Raw genomic sequence first — 18,532 nt, 5'->3', positions numbered from 1 at the left:
GCGCGCCACTGGATGCCCGCCGCGGTAGAAGCGGTATCCCGGTCCGCGACGCTCGGCCGAAACGACCACGGGTGGGACTGGAAGCCCGTCTCACCAGTGACTGCTGGCGTCCCGTGGGAGCCACGGTCCGAGACCGACCGCGGCACTTACGGCCCGCCGTCGCCCACTCCGGGCAAATGCTGTTCCAGCAGGCCACGCTCGCGGACGGTCGAGTCGGGGACGTCCGGGTCGCCGACGGGGAGATCGACGCGGTCGCGGACGCCGGCACGCTCGACCCCGGGGCGGACGAGTCGGTCGTCGACGCCGACGGCAAACACCTCCTCCCGGGCGCCGTCGACGTCCACGTCCACTTCCGGGAGCCGGGGTTCCCCCACAAGGAGGACTGGACGACCGGGTCCGGATCCGCGGCCGCGGGCGGCGTGACGACCGTCGTCGACCAGCCGAACACCGACCCGCCGACCACGACCGGCGCGGCGTTCGACGGGAAGGCGGACCTCGCGTCGAAGTCGCTCGTCGACTACGGGCTGAACGGCGGCGTCACGCCCGACTGGGACCCCGAGTCGCTGTTCGACCGGCCGCTGTTCGCGCTGGGGGAGGTGTTCCTCGCCGACTCCACCGGCGACATGGGGATCGAGGCCGACCTGTTCGCCGACGCCGCCGCGCGGGCCGCGGAGCACGACGTGACCGTCACGGTCCACGCGGAGGACGCGGACCTGTTCGACCGGACCGCGAGGGAGCGCGACGACGCCGACGCCTGGAGCGCCTTCCGGACCCCCGAGGCCGAGGCCGCCGCGGTCGAGCGCGCGCTGGAGGTCGGCGGCGAGTCCGGGGCGGACGTCCACGTCGCCCACACCTCGACGCCGGAAGGGGTCGACGCCGCCAGCGACGCGGGCGCGACCTGCGAGGTGACGCCACACCACCTGTTCCTCTCGCGCGAGGACCTCCCAGAACTCGGCACGTTCGGACGGATGAACCCGCCGCTCAGGGACGAGGCGCGGCGCGAGGCCCTGCTGGAGCGGGTCCGCGACGGGACGGTCGACGTCGTCGCCACCGACCACGCGCCCCACACCCGCGGGGAGAAGGACGCCGGCATCTGGGAGGCGCCGTCGGGAGTGCCGGGCGTCGAGACGATGCTGCCGCTCCTGCTGAACGAGGTCCGCGAGGGCCGGATGGGGCTCGAACGGGTCCGCGACCTGGTGGCGGCGAACCCCGCCGACGTCTTCGACCTGCCGCGGAAGGGCCGGGTCGAGGCGGGCCGGGACGCCGACCTCCTGCTGGTCGACCTGGACGAGGCGCGGGAGATCCGCGGCGCCGACCTCCACTCGAAGTGCGGGTGGACGCCGTTCGAGGGGTTCGAGGGCGTGTTCCCCGAACTGACGCTGGTTCGCGGGAGCGTCGTGTACGACGGTCGGGACGGACGCGACGGACGCAGCGGGAGCGGCGGAGAAGGCGGGGAGCAGTTCGGCGACGCCGTCGGGCAGAACGTCCGGACGTAGCCCGCCCTGTCAGAGCGTCACGACAGCGTCGACCAGCCCCGACCCGACCATCACGCCCGCGCCCGCGCCCCCGACGCGGGCCATCGCGCGGCGCGACTTCTCCTCGGTCCAGTCCGACCCGGTGTCCATGTACCGATGCATCGTCTCGATTCCGCGGCCGGCCATCACCGACCCGGACCAACCGAGCACGCCGAACCCCAGCGCGAGCGCGCCGAGCGCGAACACCGTGCGGACGGTTCGCGGCGAGAACAGCGAGACTGCGACCACGCCGGCGAGGAGACCGACGACGGTGCCGACCAGCAGCGCACGGCCGACCAGTCGAAGTCGAGCGGCGAGCGGGTCGACCGCGCCGGCGGACGGCATGGCGGGTCAGTCCACCGTGTCGCGCATCCGGGGGTCGAGCGCGTCGCGCATCCCGTCGCCGAGCAGGTTGAACCCGAGGACTGTGAGCGCCAGGAACAGCCCGGGGAAGAACGACATCCACCACTTCCCGGTGAGCAGGCCGTTCTCGACGCCGCGGGCGAGCATCAGCCCCCAGGAGGGGGCGCCGGCCTGCGCGCCGAAGCCGAGGAACGACAGCGCCGCGATGTCGATGATGGCCAGCCCGAAGTTGAGCGTGGACTGGACGGTGATGGGCGCGAGCGAGTTCGGCAGGACGTGCCGGACGAGCACCCGCGGGTCCTTCGCGCCGAGCGCGACGGTGGCGTCGATGTACTCGTCCTCGAGCACCTTCAGCGCGGCCCCGCGGACGACGCGGGCGAACCGCGGCGTGTAGACCAGCGTGAGCGCGATCGTCACCTTCCACAGTCCGGCGCCGAAGATGGCGACGAGCGCGAGCGCGAGCAGCAGCGACGGGAACGCGAGCAGCACGTCCATCGTGCGCATGATGACGTTGTCGGCCACGTCGCCGTAGTACGCCGCGAGGATGCCGAGCGAGACGCCGAGCGTCGTCGACGCGGCGACCGTGACGGTGCCGAACTTCAGGGCGAGCCACGAGCCGTACATCGTCCGCCGGAAGATGTCGCGGGCGGCCGCGTCGGTGCCGAACAGGCCGGTCTGTGCGGTTCCGCCCGCCCACGACGGGGGCGCGCGGCTCGGGACGGTGCCGCCGAGCCGGGAGTTCGCGAGCGCGCCGACGTCGTAGAAGACGCGGGCGTAGACGGCGACGAGCACCATCCCGAGGATGATGCCGATGCCGACCAGCGCGAGGCGGTTCGCGAGCAGTTGCGACAGGAACGGCGAGGCGCGGAGCCTGTCGAGGAGTCCGCGACGCGACGCCCGTTCGGTCGTGTCGGCTGATTCGGTTGCCATCTTACTGCTGGATTCTTGGGTCGAGGTAGCTGTACGTGACGTCGACGCCGAGGTTCACGAGCGTGAACAGCAGCGCGAACGTGAGCACGGCGCCCTGCACGAGCGGGTAGTCGGAGGCGCCGATGGCGTCGACGAGCATCGTGCCGATGCCGCCGATGCCGAACACCGTCTCGGTGAGTACGGCGCCGCCGAGCAGCGAGCCGAACTGGATGCCGATGACGGTGACGACCGGGATGAGCGCGTTGCGGAAGCCGTGTTTCATCACGGTGATCTTCGCGCCCTGGCCCTTCGCGCGGGCGGTCCGCATGTAGTCCTGGCGGACGACCTCGAGCATCGAGGAGCGCATCATCCGCGAGATGAGCGCCATCGAGTACACCCCGATGGTGACCGCCGGCAGGAACAGGTGGTGGACCGCCGAGAACCAGGCGCCGAGGTCGCCGAGCAGGAGCGTGTCCACGGTGACCATCCCGGTCAGCGGGAGTTCCATCCCGAAGAGGGTCCAGTGGTCCGGGAGGAACGTCGTCGAACTGATGCGGCCGCTCGTGGGGAACACGCCCAGGTACGTCGCGAACAGCAGGATGAGCAGCGGGCCGGACCAGTAGATGGGGACCGAGAGGCCGGTGAGCGCGCCGACGCGGGTAGCGTGGTCGGTGAGCGAGTCCTGTTTCACCGCCGAGAGCACTCCGAGCGGAATGCCGAGCAGGATGCCGATGGCCTGGCCGTACAGCGCGAGTTCGACGGTGACCGGCAGGCGGTCCGCGAGCACGGAGCGGACGGGCGTGCCCTTCGCGATCTGGTAGGAGTCGCCGAACTGGAACTGGGCCGCCTCGACGAGGAACCGACCGTACTGGACCCAGACGGGGTCGTTCAGCCCGAGTTCCGTGCGGACCTGCGCGACCTGTTGGGCGGAGGCGCGCTGTCCGACGATGACTCTCGCGGGGTCGCCCGGCGCCAGTTGCAGGATGGCGAACACGAACGTCGCCACCCCGAACAGCACGGGAACGAGCAACAACAGCCGCTTCAGGACGAAGCGCTTCGATACCATGTCGGTGTCGGGTTGTGGGTCGCGGACGGCCGCGGTAAACGGTTTTCATCCCACCGCGACGGGGTCGAGCGGTTCGACCGAGCGCGGTCGGTTCGGATGGTCCGACCGACCGCGACCGGTCCGGCGGGTCGCCGGCTACGCGATCACCGGGCTACTGCAGTTCGACGGTGTTGAGGTGGGGACCGCCCACGGAGCTCACCGTGTAGCTGTCGCCCACGACGGCCTCGTTGACCGCGCGCAGGGTCTCCGCGTAGTCGATGAACACCCACGGGGCCTCCTCGTGGGCGATGGCGTTCGCCTCCTTGTACAGTTCCTCGCGGCTGCCCTCCTCGTAGGAGGACTGGGCCTCGCGGACCGTCTCCATGAACTCCGTGTTGGCCCACGCGGCGGCGTTGAGGGGACTGTAGCCGTCGGTGTCGAAGCCGACCCAGTCCTGGCCGTCGGGCACCTGGTCCATCTCGACCTTCGGGTCGAGCAGGACGTACAGGAAGTTGTCCGGGTCGGCGTTGTCGGTGTACCAGCCGAGGAAGCAGGCGTCGTGGTTCCCGGCGTCGGTGTACTCGAGGTACGACGAGAACGTCGAGAACTGGTTGATCTCGACGGTGACGCCGACCTCCTCGAGGTCCGAACGGACCTGGTTCGCCGTCTCGACGGGGCTGGGGTTGTAGCCGCGGGGGTTCGAGAACGTGGCGAGTTCGAACGAAAGGTCGGACGCGCCGGCCTCCTCGAGCAGCGACTGGGCCTGCTCGGGGTCGTGCGCGTACGGGTCGAGCTCCTCGTTGTACCCGAGCACGTCCGGCGGGAGCGGCTGGTCGGCCTGCTCGGCGAAGCCCTCGTAGATGTCGCTCACGATGCTCTCGGTGTCGACGGCGTAGCTGATGGCCTGGCGAACCTGCCTGTCCCGGAACTCCTCCTTCCGGTCCATGTTGAACGCCATGTAGCCGACGTTGATGCCGTTCTTCGACGCCAGGGACGCCGAGTCGGCGTCCTCGACCTGCGTGGACGACTGGGAGTCGAGGTTGTCGGTGATGTGGGAGTCGCCGTTGATGACGTCCTGGACCCGGGTGGAGTTCTGCTGGATGGTCTTGAAGATGACCGCGTCCACCTGGGGACCCTCGCCCCAGAAGTCGTCGTTGGCGGCGAGCTTGACGCGCTGGTTCTCGTTGTCGAGCGTGTCGAAGGTGAACGCTCCGGTCCCCTGCGGCTCCTCGCCGAGGGCGGTCTGCTCGTCAGGGGAGGCGCCCAGGTCCTCGATCTGCTGCTGGGAGAGGATCGCGGCCGCGAACATCGCCAGGTTGCGGAGGAACGGCGCGAACTGCTGGGTCAGTTCGAAGGTGACCTCGAGGTCGCCGGAGTCGTCGACGCTCTCGACCCAGTCGCCGAACGTGAACGCCCCGTAGCCCGACCGGTTCGAGTCGCCGAGGTAGTAGTCGTACTCGGAGTCGGTGAAGCGGCGCACCGTGGCGCGCACGTCGGACGCGGTGAGCTCCGCGCCGTTGTGGAACGTGACGCCCTCGCGGAGCGTCAGGGTCGCCGTCTGTCCGTCGAGCGACCAGTCGGTCGCGAGCCCCTCGACCAGCGCGCCGCCGCTACCGGCGCCGAACTTGATGAGCTGGTCGTAGATCTGGTTCGTGACCTTCGCGACCTCCCCGCTCGTGGTCTGCTGGGGGTCGTAGTTGGTCGGGTGGTCGCCGCGGGCGTACACCAGATCGCCGCCGCCGCCGTCGCCGCCCATTCCGAGACAGCCCGCACTGCCGGTGGTGACGGCCATCCCGGCGGCCGCGCCGCCGGTCGCCTTGAGGAAACTTCGCCTGTCGATGGACTCCTGTGCCATACTGTTTCATGCAAAAACTGCCATGAAAAGGCTTGTGATAACGGGTTTCTCCGGATATGCTAACGAACCTCACCCGAGAATCAATCGGCGAGGTGACAGGCCGCGGGGTGGTCCCGATCGCCGAGCCGGGGGTTCTCGCGCTCGCAGACGCTCTCGAACGTCTCGCGGAGCACCCGTTCGGCCCCCTCCCAGTCGTCGGCCGCCAGCCGATCGACGCTCTCGGCGACCGCCCCGTCCGCCGTGGGCGGGAGGTCCGCGAGCCCGAACCGTTCGCGCAACGCCGGCCCGAGGGGGACGTCCGGGTCGACGGGATCGCCGCCGTCGGCCGCGGCGGTCCGCCCCGCGGGTCCGTCCTCACGCAGCGCCGCCTCCTCGCGGATCCCCTCCGGGTCGATCGCACGGTCCTCGACCCGCTGGCGATAGTTCATGACCGCGCGGAAGTCGGCCTGCGCGACGTCGAGCTCCTCCGGCGGGATGACCTGCGGGCAGCGCGTCCGAAAGTTGCAGCCTGACGGCGGGTCGATCGGCGAGGGGACGTCGCCCTCCAGGATGACGCGGTCGTCCGTGTCGGCGGTCGGGTCCGGCACCGGGATGGCCGACAGGAGCGCCCGAGTGTAGGGGTGCCGGGGGTCCTCGAACAGGTCGTCCGTGTCCGCGACCTCCGCGATCTCCCCGAGGTACATCACCGCGACGCGGTCGCAGATGTGCCGGACGACCGAGAGGTCGTGGGCGATGAACAGGAACGTCAGCCCGAACTCCTCCTGGAGGTCCTCCAGCAGGTTGAGGATCTGGGCCTGGACGCTCACGTCGAGCGCCGACACCGGTTCGTCACAGACGATGAAGTCCGGGTCCACCGCGAGCGCGCGGGCGATGCCGACGCGCTGGCGCTGTCCGCCGGAGAGTTCGTGGGGGTACCGCCCGCGCTGGCCCGGATCGAGCCCGACCGCCTCCAGCAACTCGTCGACGCGGCGGCGGCGCTGCTCTCGCTTCGAGATCCCCTCCGACGGCTCCTCGGGCGGCAGGTCGTGGATCTGAAGCGGCTCGGCGACGATCTGTCCGACGGTCATCCGCGGATCCAGGCTCGACATCGGGTCCTGGAAGATCATCTGGAGGTCGCGACGGCGCGCCCGGAGGTCGTCGTTCGGGAGGTCCGTGAGGTCGTCGCCGGCGAAGACGACCCGCCCGTCGGTCGGCTCCAGCAACTGGAGCAGCGCCCGCCCGGTCGTCGACTTGCCACAGCCCGACTCGCCGACGAGCCCGAGCGTCTCGCCCTCGTAGACGTCGAAGCTGACGCCGTCGACGGCCTTCACGCTCTCCACGTCGCCGGCGAGCAGGCGGTCGAGGTAGCCGTCGGCCCGCGAGAAGTGCTTCTTCAGCCCGTCGACCTCGACCAACCGGTCGCCGATCTCGTGACCGCCGGCGCCGAGCGCGTCCTCGTCGCCGTACTCGGTCGTGTCGAACTCGTCGAGGACGCACTTCGAGCGGTGGTCGGCGTCCGCGGGGCCGTGCTGGAGGTACGGGATCTCCCCGCGCCGGCACTCCTCGTGGGCCCACGGGCACCGCGGCGCGAAGTGGCAGCCGTCGGGCAGGTCGATCAGGTCGGGGACGTTCCCCTCGATCGGCTGGAGGCGCTCCTTCTCCTCGGTCGGCACCGACTCCAACAGGGTGTAGGTGTACGGGTGGGAGGGGTTCGTGAAGATCTCCTCGACCGGCCCCTCCTCGACGATCTCGCCCGCGTACATCACCGCGACGCGGTCACACGTCTCCGCGACGACGCCGAGGTCGTGGGTGATCATCAGCATGGACATCCCCAGTTCCTCCTGCAGGTCGCCGACGAGGTCCAGGATCTGGGCCTGGATGGTCACGTCCAGCGCCGTCGTCGGCTCGTCGGCGACGAGCAGCCGCGGACGACACGCCAGCGCGATGGCGATGAGGACGCGCTGGCGCATCCCGCCGGAGAACTCGTGGGGGTGTTCGTCGACCCGGGACGTGGGTTCCGGGATGCCGACCTCCGAGAGCACCTCGACGGTCCGTTCCAGCACCGCCTCGTCGATCTCTCCCCCGCCGATCTTCGGGAGGATCTCGCGGACGGCGTTTCGCCACGTGTCCTCCTTCCGGCCGTCGAACTGGTGGAGCCGGAGCGACTCGGCGACCTGTTCGCCGACGGTGAGCGCCGGGTTCAGCGAGGTCATCGGGTCCTGGAAGATCATGCTCATCTCCCCGCCCCTGACCGCCCGGAGCGCCTCCTCGGGCGCGGCGGTCAGTTCGACGACCGCGTCCTCGACGACGACGTGTTCGGCCGCCTGTTCGGGCTGGTTCCGAAGCAGTGCTCGGGGATCACGCCCCGAGAGTTCGGCCGGCGGGTTCTCGATCCGGGCCTCCTCGACGAAGACGAAGCCGTCCGCCGCGCGCTCCGCGAGCGCGTCGAGGTCGGCCGCGACGTCGTCCGGGTCGGCCGCGGCCCGGAGGTCCTCGGCGGCGTCCGCGGCCGTGTCCCCGACGTCCTCGGGGTCCGCGAGCGCCTCGCAGTCCTCGGCGATGTCGTCGAGTTCGGCCGCCACGCCGCCGAGGTCGCCGTCCCGGCAGGCGGCCGCGAGCTCGCGGAGGGCGTCGACGAGCGCCTTCGGATAGGAAGCGACCCCGTCGGCGAATCGCGGGAGCAGTCGCTCCGCGAGGTCGGGGCTCCGGAGGGTCACCTCACCGCCGACGACCTCCCCGGGGTCGTCCACGAGCCCCATCGCGGAGAGGGCCGTCACCGACTTCCCGGAGCCCGACTCGCCCACGAGCCCGACCGTCTCCCCCTCCCGAACCGTCAGGTCGACGCCGTCGACGGCCTTCACCTGCCCGCGCTCGGTGGCGAACTGGGTCCGGAGGTTCGAAACCGACAGCAGGTCCATGCCGGTGGCATCGCTCGCCGCGACCGGAATACCTTTCGATGCGGTGCCGTCGCTCCCGAAGGCAATCGTTTTCACGCGTCGTCACCCGACCCACGCCTATGGCCGGCAGTCACCCGCTCACTGGCGTGCAGGACCTCTGGGAGGACGTCATCGAGGACATGGAGGCGACCGCCGCCGAGTACCGCGAGGCCGGCTGGGAGGCGCTCGAACTCCACCCCGGCGACGTGACGGCGCTCCCGACGGCGTCGGCCGCAACGGAGTCGGACCGGCTCGGGCTGGACGTGCTCCTCCCGGGCGACGAGTTCCGCGAGCTGGAGGAGCTGATGGAGGGCACCTCGTTCGACGAGTACGACGCCTACCGCGCGGAGGAGGGCGGCGTCGTCTTCCTGGTCGTGGCGATGAAGGCGCCCGAGGCGGGGCTCGTCGTCGTCCTCCCCCTCTACTACGCCGTCCGCGAGGCCGAGGAGATGCTCGACCGGGTCGCCGCTCGCGGGGAGATGCGGACCTTCCTGCGGCCGCTCGACGACTCCCGACGCGTCGTCTTCTCCCAGGACGAACCGGACAACCTGCTGCCCGCCGGCTACGGTAAGGAGAAAGCGGAGTAGCCCGGAGCGGTCGCTGGCGAGGAGCAGGTCCGACGTTCCCCGGCGAGGTACGGCGCCGAGGGGGGCTGCCCAGTGGCGAACAGGCGACGCCTGGCGGTCCGCGGGACGTCGGCGTCGCGCAACCGCGTGGCGCCCCTGGTGACGTTCACCGCACACGGGGGATGGTCCCGTCATCCGGTTTGAACCCTGGGTGCCGTTTTTCCGCTCGGGGAGTCCCCTCTGGGTCTTCTGACGGCGATGGCCGAGCGGCCTGCGTCGGCGCGCGGCCGACCCGCGCGAGGGACGAGACGCGCAGCGAGCGAGCATCGCAGGAGGCTGGGGAGGGCGAGGTTGTGGTGCGGTCGGGCGGGACTGAAAGGGGCCGCGGGGGCTTTCGAGAACCGTGCGGCGACGTACTGACCGAACCAGAAGTCGAGAGCCGCGGAGGGTTCGACGATCTCCGACCTGTTTGGCCTCTCGCCGCGTTTCCCACGGCCACCGTACCTCAGCCTTTTCAGCGAAGACGGGACCAGCACCCCCGTGACCTGAACGCCGTCGCGGCGGGACGCGCGGTTGCGCGGTCCACCCCGCCGCGATGCCGTCGGACCGCCTGCCAGCCCTACTCGGAGGTAACGCCTTTATCCCCGGCTTCCCACCCCCGACCATGGCCGACCCCTGCGACGCCTGTGGAGACGGGATCGCCGACGCGCTCGCGCGGACCGTCAGGCTCTCGGTCGACCGGTCGACCGTCGACGAGCAGCGGCTCTGCCCGGGCTGTTTCGCCGACTGGATCGAGCGCTACGAGACCGAGATGACCACCGAGGCGCCGGTCTCGGTCGACGAGGACGGTGACATCATCGTCGACTAGCGCTCCAGCGAACAGGTCGTCCCGAGCGCCATCCCCCACTCCTCGACGTGGGCGGCGAGGCAGCCGTTCGTCCGTGGCGGGGGCCTACTCGTCCGCGTCGCCTTCGCCGGCCCTCAGCCCGTCGTTCTCGGGCCTGTCGATCGCCTTCTCGGCGTCGTGATGCTCGCTGTAGCCGTCGAACCAGCGTGCGATGCGCTCGATGCGGTCGACGATGTGGGCCGGTTCGCCCGAGCGCGAGAGCTCGTGGCCCTCCCGCGGATACCTGACCAGCCGCGTCTCCGTCCCCTGTTTGCGGAGGATGCGGTGGAACAGGTCGGCCGTACCCGCGGGGGTCCGGAAGTCACGGTCGGAGTGCACGACGAGCGTCGGCGTCGTCACCTCGTGTGCGTGGGCGACCGGCGACTGCTCCCAGAGGAACTCCGGTTCCTCCCACGGCGTCGCGTCGTAGTCGCCCTCGAGGAGCTTGTAGGCGCCGTCCGTCGAGCCGTAGAAGCCGGTGAAGTCGTAGACGCCACGCTGGGAGACGGCCGCGCGGAAGTAGTCGGTCCGTCCGACCGTCCACGAGGTCATGTAGCCGCCGAATGAGCCGCCGGTGAGGAAGACGTTCCCCTCGTCGACGTAGTCACGCCCGGCGACCTCCTCCACGCCGGCCATCACGTCGGTGAGCGTGACGTTCCCCCAGTCGCGTTCGATGGCGTTCATGTACTCCTCGCCGAACCCGGTCGAGCCGCGCGGGTTCGACCAGAAGACGACGTAGCCGCGCGCGGCGAGCGTCTGGAACTCGTGCCACATCGTCCCCGACGTGGTCCACATCGCGTGGGGGCCGCCGTGGACCTCGGCGATCATCGGGTAGCGCTCGTCCTCGCTGAAGTCGGGCGGCGTGAGCACCCATCCCTCGACCGGCCCCTGCTCTGACTCGAACTCGATCGCCTCGGGTTCGCCGACGCTGACGCGCTCCAGATACTCCGCGTTCAGGTTCGTGAGGCGGCGTTCCTCGCTTCCGTCGGCTTCGGCGGTTAGACCGCCCTCGCCTCGCCCGAGGGCGAGTGTGAACACGTCGCCGGGGCGATCCCATTCGGACTTCGTGATCGCGACGACGTCCTCGCCGACGTGGGCGCCGTTGACCGAGCCGCCCCGGTACCGTCGCTCGGGCGGTTCGCTGCCGTCGCCTGGCGCCGCCCACAGCGCCGTCGCACCCTCGTCGGGCGTCGAGAAGTAGACCGTCTCGCCGTCGGACCCCCACTGCGGGTCGGCCTCGTACCCGAGACCCCGGTCGATGTCGGCGGTGACGTTCACCACCCCGTCGCTCCCGCGGTCGTACACGTGCAGGTCGGTCGGCCTGATGGACGCCCGGTCGGGTTCGGTGTGGAGGCAGGCGACCCGGTCGCCGCTGGCTGCGAGCGCCATCCCGAAGCCCGTGGTCTCGTGGACGCGCTCGGCCTCGTCGGCGCCCGTGTCGTGGGCGTGGACGCTGAACCGGTAGTTGTCGTCGGGGTCCTCGCCGAGGTCCTTTGCGGCGTAGTACAGCGTCGTCTCGTCGCCCCACGTCGGAGCGGCGTGGTCGACGTCTCCGTCGGTGAGCCGTTCGAGCGCGTCGTTCGCGTCACCCGCGCCGTCGTCTGCCGCGTCCAGATCGAGCACGTACACGTGCGAGCGCTTCCCGTCGAAGTACTGCTCTCCCGAACGGAACACCGTCCGGTCGATGACCCGCGGGTCCGGTTCCTCGGGTTCGTACTCGTCCGGCACGGCGAGGTCCCGTCCCTCCTCGCGATCCTCGGCGGTGACCGACTGGACGAACGCGATTCGGTCGCCGTCGGGGCTCCACTCGATGGCCGAGACGCCTCCGACCACGTCGGTCACCTGCTCGGCCTCGCCGCCGTCGAGCGGGAGCACCCAGAGCTGCTGGGTGTCGTCGTCCTTCCCCCGCGTCGAGGTGAACGCGAGGCGGTCCCCCGAGGGCGAGAACCGCGGTTCCGCGTCGGTCCCCTCCGCGAGGGTGAGCCGTCGCGGCTCCTCGCCCCCGTCGGTCGGCGCGACGTACACCGTCGACTCGTACTCGTCGTCCCCGTCGGGGACGGTCCGCACGAAGGCCACCCGGTCGCCGTCCGGCGCGACCCGGGGGTCGCTCGGCTTGGCGATCTCGTGGTAATCGCTCGCCTGGATTCGGTCCATACCGCGGGCGATGGCGTGCCGGCGGAAGAACGTTCGGAACCCGGAAGGGCGGGGTGTAGCGCCGCTCTCGGCAGCCGTTACCGGAATCTCGTGGGATCGAACGCGGAGCGGTCGGTTTCCGGTTCGATCCCCCGAACGAGGTCGGCGACGACCTTCCCGCTGTACGGACCGAGGGTGAGCCCCGTCGGCCCGTGGCCGGTCGCGAGGTACGCGCCGTCGACGTCGGGCGCCCGGCCGAGAACCGGCAACCCGTCACGCGACACGGGACGGAGCCCCACCCTGGTCTCGACGGGTTCTGCGTCCCGAAGCCCCTCCGCGACCCGGAGCGCCTCGCCGTACACGTCGTGCAGGCCCGCGAGGGTGGCGCGCGGGGCGAACCCGACGTCGTCCTCGCGGGTCGCGCCGACGGCGACCCGGCCGTTCGGCCAGGACACCAGATACTTGTGCCGGAACGGGCTCACGATGGGCCAGTCCTCGGTGTCGGCCTCGACCGCGAGATGGACGATCTGGCCGCGCTGCGGTTCGACTGGAATCTCCACCCCGAGCGCGTCGGCGAACGCGCCGGACCAGGCGCCGCCCGCGACGACGACCGCCTCGAACTCGCGGTCGTTCCCGTCGACGACGACGCCCGAAACGGTCGCGCCATCGGCGTCGACGCGTTCCGTTTCGATCCCGGTCACGTCCGCACGTTCGACCGCGAGGCCGTGTTCCTCCCCGGCCTCCCGGAGCGCCGCGGCGAACGCCCGCCCGTCCACGCGGGCCTGGTCGCGGTACACCATCGCGCGCTCGGCGCCGCTCAACGGCGGGAACAGCTCGCGGGCCCGATCGATCGGTATCTCCTCGAACGTTCCGGGGGCGGGCGTGCCGTACTCCTCGGCCCGCCGCTCGGTCCGTCGCTTCGCGGTCTCGAACGCCCCCACTTCGTCCGGGTCGACGGCGACGCTCAGGAGGTCGGCGGACGCGTAGCCGTGGTCGGCGACGCCGTCGGCCTCGAGGGCGGCGACGAGGTCGGGGTAGTGGTCGGCCGCCTCGACGGCGAACGAGAACCACGGGTCGGAGCCGGTTCGGCTGCTCGTCGCCGGGGCGACGATGCCGGCGCCGGCGTCGGTCGCGCGCCCCTCATCGCGGCGGTCGAACAGCGTCGTCCCGACGCCCTCGCGGGCGAGGTGGTACGCGGCGGCCGAGCCGACGATGCCGCCCCCGACGACGGCGACGGAGTCCGGATCGCTCATGGGCGGTGGTGTCGCCGTAGCCCCCTCAAGCTACGTGCCGGTGCGGGGCCTGCCGGTTCCGCTCGTCGCTACCTGACCGTCGCGGGCGGATCGTCGGTGCCGGGTACACGCGTCACTCGACGTCGACGCGGCCGGAGGTGGCCGACCGCAGACGGTCGCGGAGGTCGTCCGCCTCCTCGACGGGCACGCGCACGGCGAACGTGACCTCGGCTCCGTAGTCGGCGTCGAACTCCACGCCCGCGCTCTCGACGACGCCCCGGACCGTGCCCGAGTCGTCGTACTCGGCGGTGACGGAGAACCGCTCGTGGGGAACCTCCTCGACGACGCCGGCGGCGTCTAGCCCCTCCTTCACCGCCCGGGAGTAGGCACGGGCCAGCCCCCCGACGCCGAGGTTCGTCCCGCCGTAGTAGCGCGTCACGACCGCGACGACGCGCTCGACGTCCCGCTGCTGGAGGACGTTGAGCGCGGGCTTGCCCGCCGAACCCGTCGGCTCGCCGTCGTCGCTGGCGTACTCGCGGAGCATCACCTCGGCGGCGTCTCCGGTGCCGCCCCGGGCACCGACATCGGCGGGCGACCTCGAACGATCTCCCGCGGGAACCCGATACGCCGGAACGTTGTGGGTCGCGTCGTCGAACTCGGCCTCGACCGCCTCGACGAACGACTCCGCCGCCGGGACGGCGTCGACGGGGGCGACGTGGCCGAGGAACCGCGAGCCGCGCACCTCGAACTCGGCCGTGGCGCGGTCGGCGACGGTTCGGTACGGCTCCATACCCCGACTCCGGGGTGCGGGCCCAAAGGGTTACTCGTCGGCCGGCCGGTCCGCGACGGCGGCGCCGGCGTCGCGGTCCCCGGCCCCCGGGAGCTCGGGGTCGCCGACGAACAACGCGAGGAACAGCGCCGCGCCGACGATCTGGGCGAAGAACGCCACGAACGCGACCGGGTCGCCGACGAGGTGCTCGGCGATGGTGCCGACCGGGTCCGTCACCTCGTGGTTCGGCACCAGTCCCCCGTGGTCGGTGAGGTGCCACCAGACGTACCCTGCGCAGTACGCGAGGAGCACGCCGGCCGAGAGCGAGTAGAGTCGGCGGTGGCGCGCGCCGCGGACGATGGCCGCCGAGAGCCCGACGAGCAGCAGCGCGGAGGGGACGAACAGGTAGCCGCGCGGGTCGGCGAACGAGAGCAGCGGGAGGTAGACGGCGAGCTTCGGGACCCCCTCGATGAGGTGGATCGCGGCGCTCACGACCGCCGCCTGCACAGCGAGCAGCCGAAGGACGGTCGCCGTGCGGTCGTCCATGGCGGGGTCTGGGGTGCGGGGTACGAAGAGGGCGTCGGTTCGGTGGCGGCGTTCGACGTGCGGTCCAACGCTGCGTGCCGTGCTGGCCGCGACTGCCCCTCAGGGCGCGAACACCGGCCTGACGCAGCCGTCCTCCTTGTGCTTGAACAGGTCGTAGCCGCGCACGGCGTCCTCGAGCGGGAGTTCGTGGGTCGCGAGGTAGGAGGGGTCCATCTCGCCCTCCGCGACGTGCTCCAGCAGTCGCGGGACGTACGCCTGCCCGTGCTGCTGGGCCGTCCGCACGGTGAGCCCCTTGTTCATCACGATTCCCAGCGGGAACTTGTCCATCAGCCCGTAGACGCCCAGGATCGACAGCGTCCCGCCCTTGCGGCAGGCGACGATGGCCTGGCGCAGCGCCTCGCCACGGTCGGTGTGGAGTCGGAGCGTCTGCTTCGCACGGTCGTAGGCGTGGGCGAGTCCGGTGCCGTGCGCCTCCATCCCGACCGCGTCGATGCAGGCGTCGGGGCCCCGCCCGCCGGTCATCCGCTTCAGCGTGTCGACGACGCTGTCCACCTCGGTGTAGTCGATGGTCTCGGACCCCGCCTCCTCGCGCGCCATCCGGAGGCGCTCGGGGAAGCGGTCGATGCCGACGACGCGCTCGGCGCCCATCAGGGCCGCGCTCCCCTGTGCCATCAGCCCCACCCCACCACAGCCCCAGACGGCGACGGTGTCGCCTGGCCGGATGTCGCAGAAGTCCGCACCCATGTAGCCGGTCGGCCAGGCGTCGGAGGCGAACAGCGCCTGCTCGTCGCTCAGTTCGTCGGGGACGTGGAAGCAGTTGACGTCGGCGTGGGGCACCCGGACGTACTCGGCGTGCGAACCGGCGTAGCCGCCGAAGGCGTGGGTGTAGCCGTAGATGCCGGCGGTCGCGTCGCCGAGCACCGGCTCCTGGAGCTCCGGGTTCGGGTTCGTGTTGTCGCAGAGCGACCAGAGGTCCCCCCGGCAGTAGCCGCAGTTGCCGCAGCCGACGAACGACGGGACGACCACGCGGTCGCCCTCCTCGACGTCGTCCACCTTCCTGCCGACCGCGGCCACCTCGCCCATGAACTCGTGGCCGATGACGTCGCCCTCGCGCATCGTCGGGAGGTAGCCGTCGATGAAGTGGAGGTCCGAGCCGCAGGCCGTCGTCAGCCGAACCCGGAGGACGACGTCGCGCGGGTTGACGAGTTCGGGCTCGGGGACGTCGTTCACGCGCAGGTCGTTCACGCCGTGCCAGCAGAGGGCCCTCACGGGCGGACCCCCGTCGCAGCGGACTGGCGGTCCGCCCTCACAGCAGATCACCCCGCCCGCGGGCGGAGGGGTTCCCCTCGAGCGTCGGCACCTCGCCCGTCTCGACGAGGCTCCGGAAGCGGCGGAGCGCCCCGCCCACGAGCGCGTCGGGCACGACGCCGAACCGTCCCATCGCCGCGTCGCCGAGCCGGCCGCCGGGCGGGTCGAAGCGGACGCGGAGGGTCACCTCCGTCCCCCGGTCGCCCGGCGCCGGGTCGAACCGGACCTCGCCCTCGCTGGGCACCGCGGCGCCCGCGACCGACTCCCAGCGCAGGAGCTCGCCGGGGCGCTCCTCGACGACCCGCGTCTCCCACGACAGGACCCGGCCGAGCGGACCGCGAACGGTCCAGCGCAGTCGCCCCTCGTCGCTTTGGTCCGCTCCGCCTTCGACGTTTCCGTCCTCCGCGACCCCGTCTCCGTCCCCGTCCCCGGCGGTCACCTCGAGGACGTGCCCCGCGACGAGAGCCAGTCGCTCCGGGTCGCGCCAGACCCCGGCGAGTTCGTCCGCGTCTCCCCGGACGGTGACGGCGCGTTCGACCGTCGTCGCGCCGTCCGACGGTCCGGAGCCGGTTCGGTCGCTTCCGCTCGACGACCACGTCGGAGCCGGGACGAACGTCCGGGCCGACCGGCCGCGCCCGGTGATCGCGCGGTACAGGAGCCACCCGCCGCCGAGCGCCGCCGCCGCGCCCCCGAACGAGCGCCGCCGGAGGCCGCGCGCCAGGAGCGTTCCGCCGAGCGCCGCGGTCGCCGCCCGCTCCCACGTTCCGGGGGAGCCGTCGACGGGCGATCGATGGGGCGCGTGCGGGCGTTCCGGCGGGCCGGCGGTCGCCACGGACGGTGGTGGGGGTGACATCGGGAGTCGTCCGCGGTTGGACCGCTTTCCCCTCGGCTACTCGGGTTGCAAGTGCAGTCCTCGCCGGTCGGGCGCGTTCGGGGGCGCGGAGCGCCGGTCAGACCGCGTACCCCTCGTTCCGCAGGGCGAGCTCGACCGCCCGATCGAACCGCTCCCGGAGCTCGTCCTCGAACTCCCCGATTCGATCGTCGGCATCGACCGGTTCGAGCCGCCGCTCCTCCCCGCCGGTCTCACCGTCGACGGGCCGGAACGTCCGGGAGAACTTCTCCCCGTCGTTCCCGTACACGACCGCGACGACGGAGCGCTCGTTCGAGTCGTCCCCCTTCCGATCGGTCACGTTCACGCGCTCGAAGTCGGTCAGGGTCGTGCTGAGCGCGCCGGTCGCTAGCTGCCGTTCGAGCGTGGTGCGCTCCCACTCGCGCCGCTCCCCCGTCTTCCGGTCCGTTCCGATGACCGTCTCCGGCCCGATCGTCTCGATCGTCCACTTCCGGAGCGACGGGGACTCGAGTTCCCCCTCCGACCGCGAGCGGATGTCCCCCTCCCGGACGGTACCGCCCTCCTCGACGCGGATGTACCGGGGGCTGGCGGCGGGGACGTCGAGGAAGATCTCGCCGGACTCGACGTTGACGAGCGCGTCCGTCCCTTCGATCGTCCGAGGCTCCATCTCCCGCTCCCTGTCGGTGGTCATGTTCGGCAACTCCTCCGCGTTTGGGTTCAAGTCCATCTAAGAATTTCGCCGGGAACGTCGGGAATTGGAGCGTTGGAGGCACGGAAACTACACGTACTCCGTCACCTCGCGCCGCGGTTTCGGTCGGCATCCGGTCGGATCCGCGGCGACCGACGCGGCTTCGCGGCCGGCGGACGCCCGCGGTCAGAACTCCACGCTCCGGACGTACGGCAGGTCCCGGATCTCCACCAGCAGGTCGCCCGGAATCTCCTGGTCAGTGATGACGTACAGCTTCGCGTCGTCGGCGAACTCCGGGTCGTCGGAGAGCACCTGCCGGAGCGAAATGTCCGCGTCCGCGAGGATCGCGGTGATGTCGGCGACGATGCCGGAGGCGTCGGGATCCCCGACCTCGACGGTCAGCACCGTCAGGTCGAGCACCGGCGCGAGGTCCATCAGGCTCGGGATCGCGGTGATGTTGCGGAAGATGCGGCGCAGCTCCTCGTCCTCGAGGATGGCGGTCGTCGTCGCGTCCACCACCCGGCGGTCCACCTCGGCCTCGCGGGCGATGCCGGTGTCCGGAATCTCGATGCCGCCGGAGACGACCCGCCCCTCGTCGTTCACGGAGAAGCCCCGCTCGAGCAGCAGCCGGATGACCGCCTGCTGGCCCGGCGAGCCCTCGAACTTCCCCATGATCTCGTCGAACATCGCTGTTCGTGGAGGCGGCGGCGTCGGACATAATCGTTCGGTGTTCGTGGCTCGTTCGGCGTTCGTGATCCGGCCGCGGTCGGATCGCCGGTCCTCCGTTCGTCAGCCTCGTGGCCTCGAAGGTGCCGTGGCTGTCGGATCCGATGTCGATTCGGTCGCCGGGAAGCAGTTCCCGAAAGCCCCCGCGGCTCTCGACTCCCGCGGACCACGCTGTGCTCCCCGCGCTCACTCCGTTCGCGCTCCGGTGCTTGGCGGGTCCTGGGTTC

At 71.3% G+C, this 18,532-nt stretch carries 16 protein-coding genes; 3 read left to right on the top strand and 13 right to left on the bottom strand.

Annotation, left to right across the window (positions count from 1 at the left end):
* Window positions 1–176 precede the first annotated feature (176 nt).
* Window positions 177–1,496, top strand: coding sequence for a dihydroorotase (locus HUG12_RS03060; protein WP_179267365.1), 1,320 nt, complete (start codon window positions 177–179; stop codon window positions 1,494–1,496).
* Between the two features lie 9 nt (window positions 1,497–1,505).
* Here the strand turns inward: HUG12_RS03060 and HUG12_RS03055 are convergent, their stop codons facing one another.
* The 5 genes from HUG12_RS03055 to HUG12_RS03035 all read right to left on the bottom strand — a co-directional run bounded on the left by HUG12_RS03055 (window position 1,506) and on the right by HUG12_RS03035 (window position 8,583).
* On the bottom strand, window positions 1,506–1,859 hold the full coding sequence (locus HUG12_RS03055; RefSeq protein ID WP_179267364.1) for a DUF7268 family protein: 354 nt from the start codon (window positions 1,857–1,859) through the stop codon (window positions 1,506–1,508).
* A gap of 6 nt (window positions 1,860–1,865) precedes the next feature.
* A complete protein-coding gene (locus HUG12_RS03050) occupies window positions 1,866–2,807 on the bottom strand; it encodes an ABC transporter permease (protein ID WP_179267363.1) in 942 nt (313 codons plus the stop codon).
* Window position 2,808: 1 nt separating this feature from the next.
* The gene (locus tag HUG12_RS03045) at window positions 2,809–3,852 is read right to left on the bottom strand and encodes an ABC transporter permease (protein WP_179267362.1); all 1,044 of its coding nucleotides are present in this window, start codon (window positions 3,850–3,852) and stop codon (window positions 2,809–2,811) included.
* Window positions 3,853–4,003: 151 nt separating this feature from the next.
* A complete protein-coding gene (locus HUG12_RS03040) occupies window positions 4,004–5,686 on the bottom strand; it encodes an ABC transporter substrate-binding protein (protein WP_179267361.1) in 1,683 nt (560 codons plus the stop codon).
* Window positions 5,687–5,766: 80 nt separating this feature from the next.
* Complete coding sequence (locus HUG12_RS03035) at window positions 5,767–8,583, bottom strand: ABC transporter ATP-binding protein (protein ID WP_179267360.1); 2,817 nt, start codon at window positions 8,581–8,583, stop codon at window positions 5,767–5,769.
* Window positions 8,584–8,681: 98 nt separating this feature from the next.
* On the opposite strand from HUG12_RS03035, the gene HUG12_RS03030 reads away from it, so the two are divergent.
* Window positions 8,682–9,188 (top strand): DUF7529 family protein, encoded by a 507-nt coding sequence (locus tag HUG12_RS03030; protein ID WP_179267359.1) that lies wholly within the window; start codon window positions 8,682–8,684, stop codon window positions 9,186–9,188.
* Window positions 9,189–9,831: 643 nt separating this feature from the next.
* Window positions 9,832–10,035 (top strand): DUF7569 family protein, encoded by a 204-nt coding sequence (locus HUG12_RS03025; RefSeq protein ID WP_179267358.1) that lies wholly within the window; start codon window positions 9,832–9,834, stop codon window positions 10,033–10,035.
* An 84-nt stretch (window positions 10,036–10,119) separates the two neighbouring features.
* Here HUG12_RS03025 and HUG12_RS03020 read toward each other — a convergent pair whose 3' ends face one another.
* The 8 genes from HUG12_RS03020 to HUG12_RS02985 all read right to left on the bottom strand — a co-directional run bounded on the left by HUG12_RS03020 (window position 10,120) and on the right by HUG12_RS02985 (window position 18,266).
* Entirely contained in the window at window positions 10,120–12,207 is a 2,088-nt protein-coding gene (locus HUG12_RS03020) for a S9 family peptidase (RefSeq protein WP_179267357.1), read from the bottom strand.
* Window positions 12,208–12,284: 77 nt separating this feature from the next.
* Complete coding sequence (locus HUG12_RS03015) at window positions 12,285–13,439, bottom strand: NAD(P)/FAD-dependent oxidoreductase (protein ID WP_179267356.1); 1,155 nt, start codon at window positions 13,437–13,439, stop codon at window positions 12,285–12,287.
* Between the two features lie 112 nt (window positions 13,440–13,551).
* Window positions 13,552–14,208: an IMPACT family protein gene (locus tag HUG12_RS03010; RefSeq protein ID WP_179267355.1), complete on the bottom strand. Its 657-nt coding sequence runs from the start codon at window positions 14,206–14,208 to the stop codon at window positions 13,552–13,554.
* A gap of 30 nt (window positions 14,209–14,238) precedes the next feature.
* Window positions 14,239–14,733, bottom strand: a complete 495-nt coding sequence (locus tag HUG12_RS03005; protein ID WP_179267354.1) for a hypothetical protein — start codon at window positions 14,731–14,733, stop codon at window positions 14,239–14,241.
* Between the two features lie 99 nt (window positions 14,734–14,832).
* Window positions 14,833–16,002: a zinc-dependent alcohol dehydrogenase gene (locus tag HUG12_RS03000; protein WP_179267353.1), complete on the bottom strand. Its 1,170-nt coding sequence runs from the start codon at window positions 16,000–16,002 to the stop codon at window positions 14,833–14,835.
* A gap of 37 nt (window positions 16,003–16,039) precedes the next feature.
* Window positions 16,040–16,894 (bottom strand): SRPBCC family protein, encoded by an 855-nt coding sequence (locus tag HUG12_RS02995; protein ID WP_179267352.1) that lies wholly within the window; start codon window positions 16,892–16,894, stop codon window positions 16,040–16,042.
* Between the two features lie 97 nt (window positions 16,895–16,991).
* A complete protein-coding gene (locus tag HUG12_RS02990) occupies window positions 16,992–17,618 on the bottom strand; it encodes a hypothetical protein (RefSeq protein ID WP_218836390.1) in 627 nt (208 codons plus the stop codon).
* A gap of 147 nt (window positions 17,619–17,765) precedes the next feature.
* The gene (locus HUG12_RS02985) at window positions 17,766–18,266 is read right to left on the bottom strand and encodes an amino acid-binding protein (RefSeq protein WP_179267351.1); all 501 of its coding nucleotides are present in this window, start codon (window positions 18,264–18,266) and stop codon (window positions 17,766–17,768) included.
* Between the last annotated feature and the right edge of the window lie 266 nt (window positions 18,267–18,532).

The sequence above is a fragment of the Halorarum salinum genome, assembly GCF_013402875.1.
GTDB classification, from domain to species: Archaea; Halobacteriota; Halobacteria; order Halobacteriales; family Haloferacaceae; genus Halorarum; species Halorarum salinum.
The sequence above is the reverse complement of the archived record's forward strand: the minus strand, read 5'-3'. Positions and strand labels throughout refer to the sequence as shown.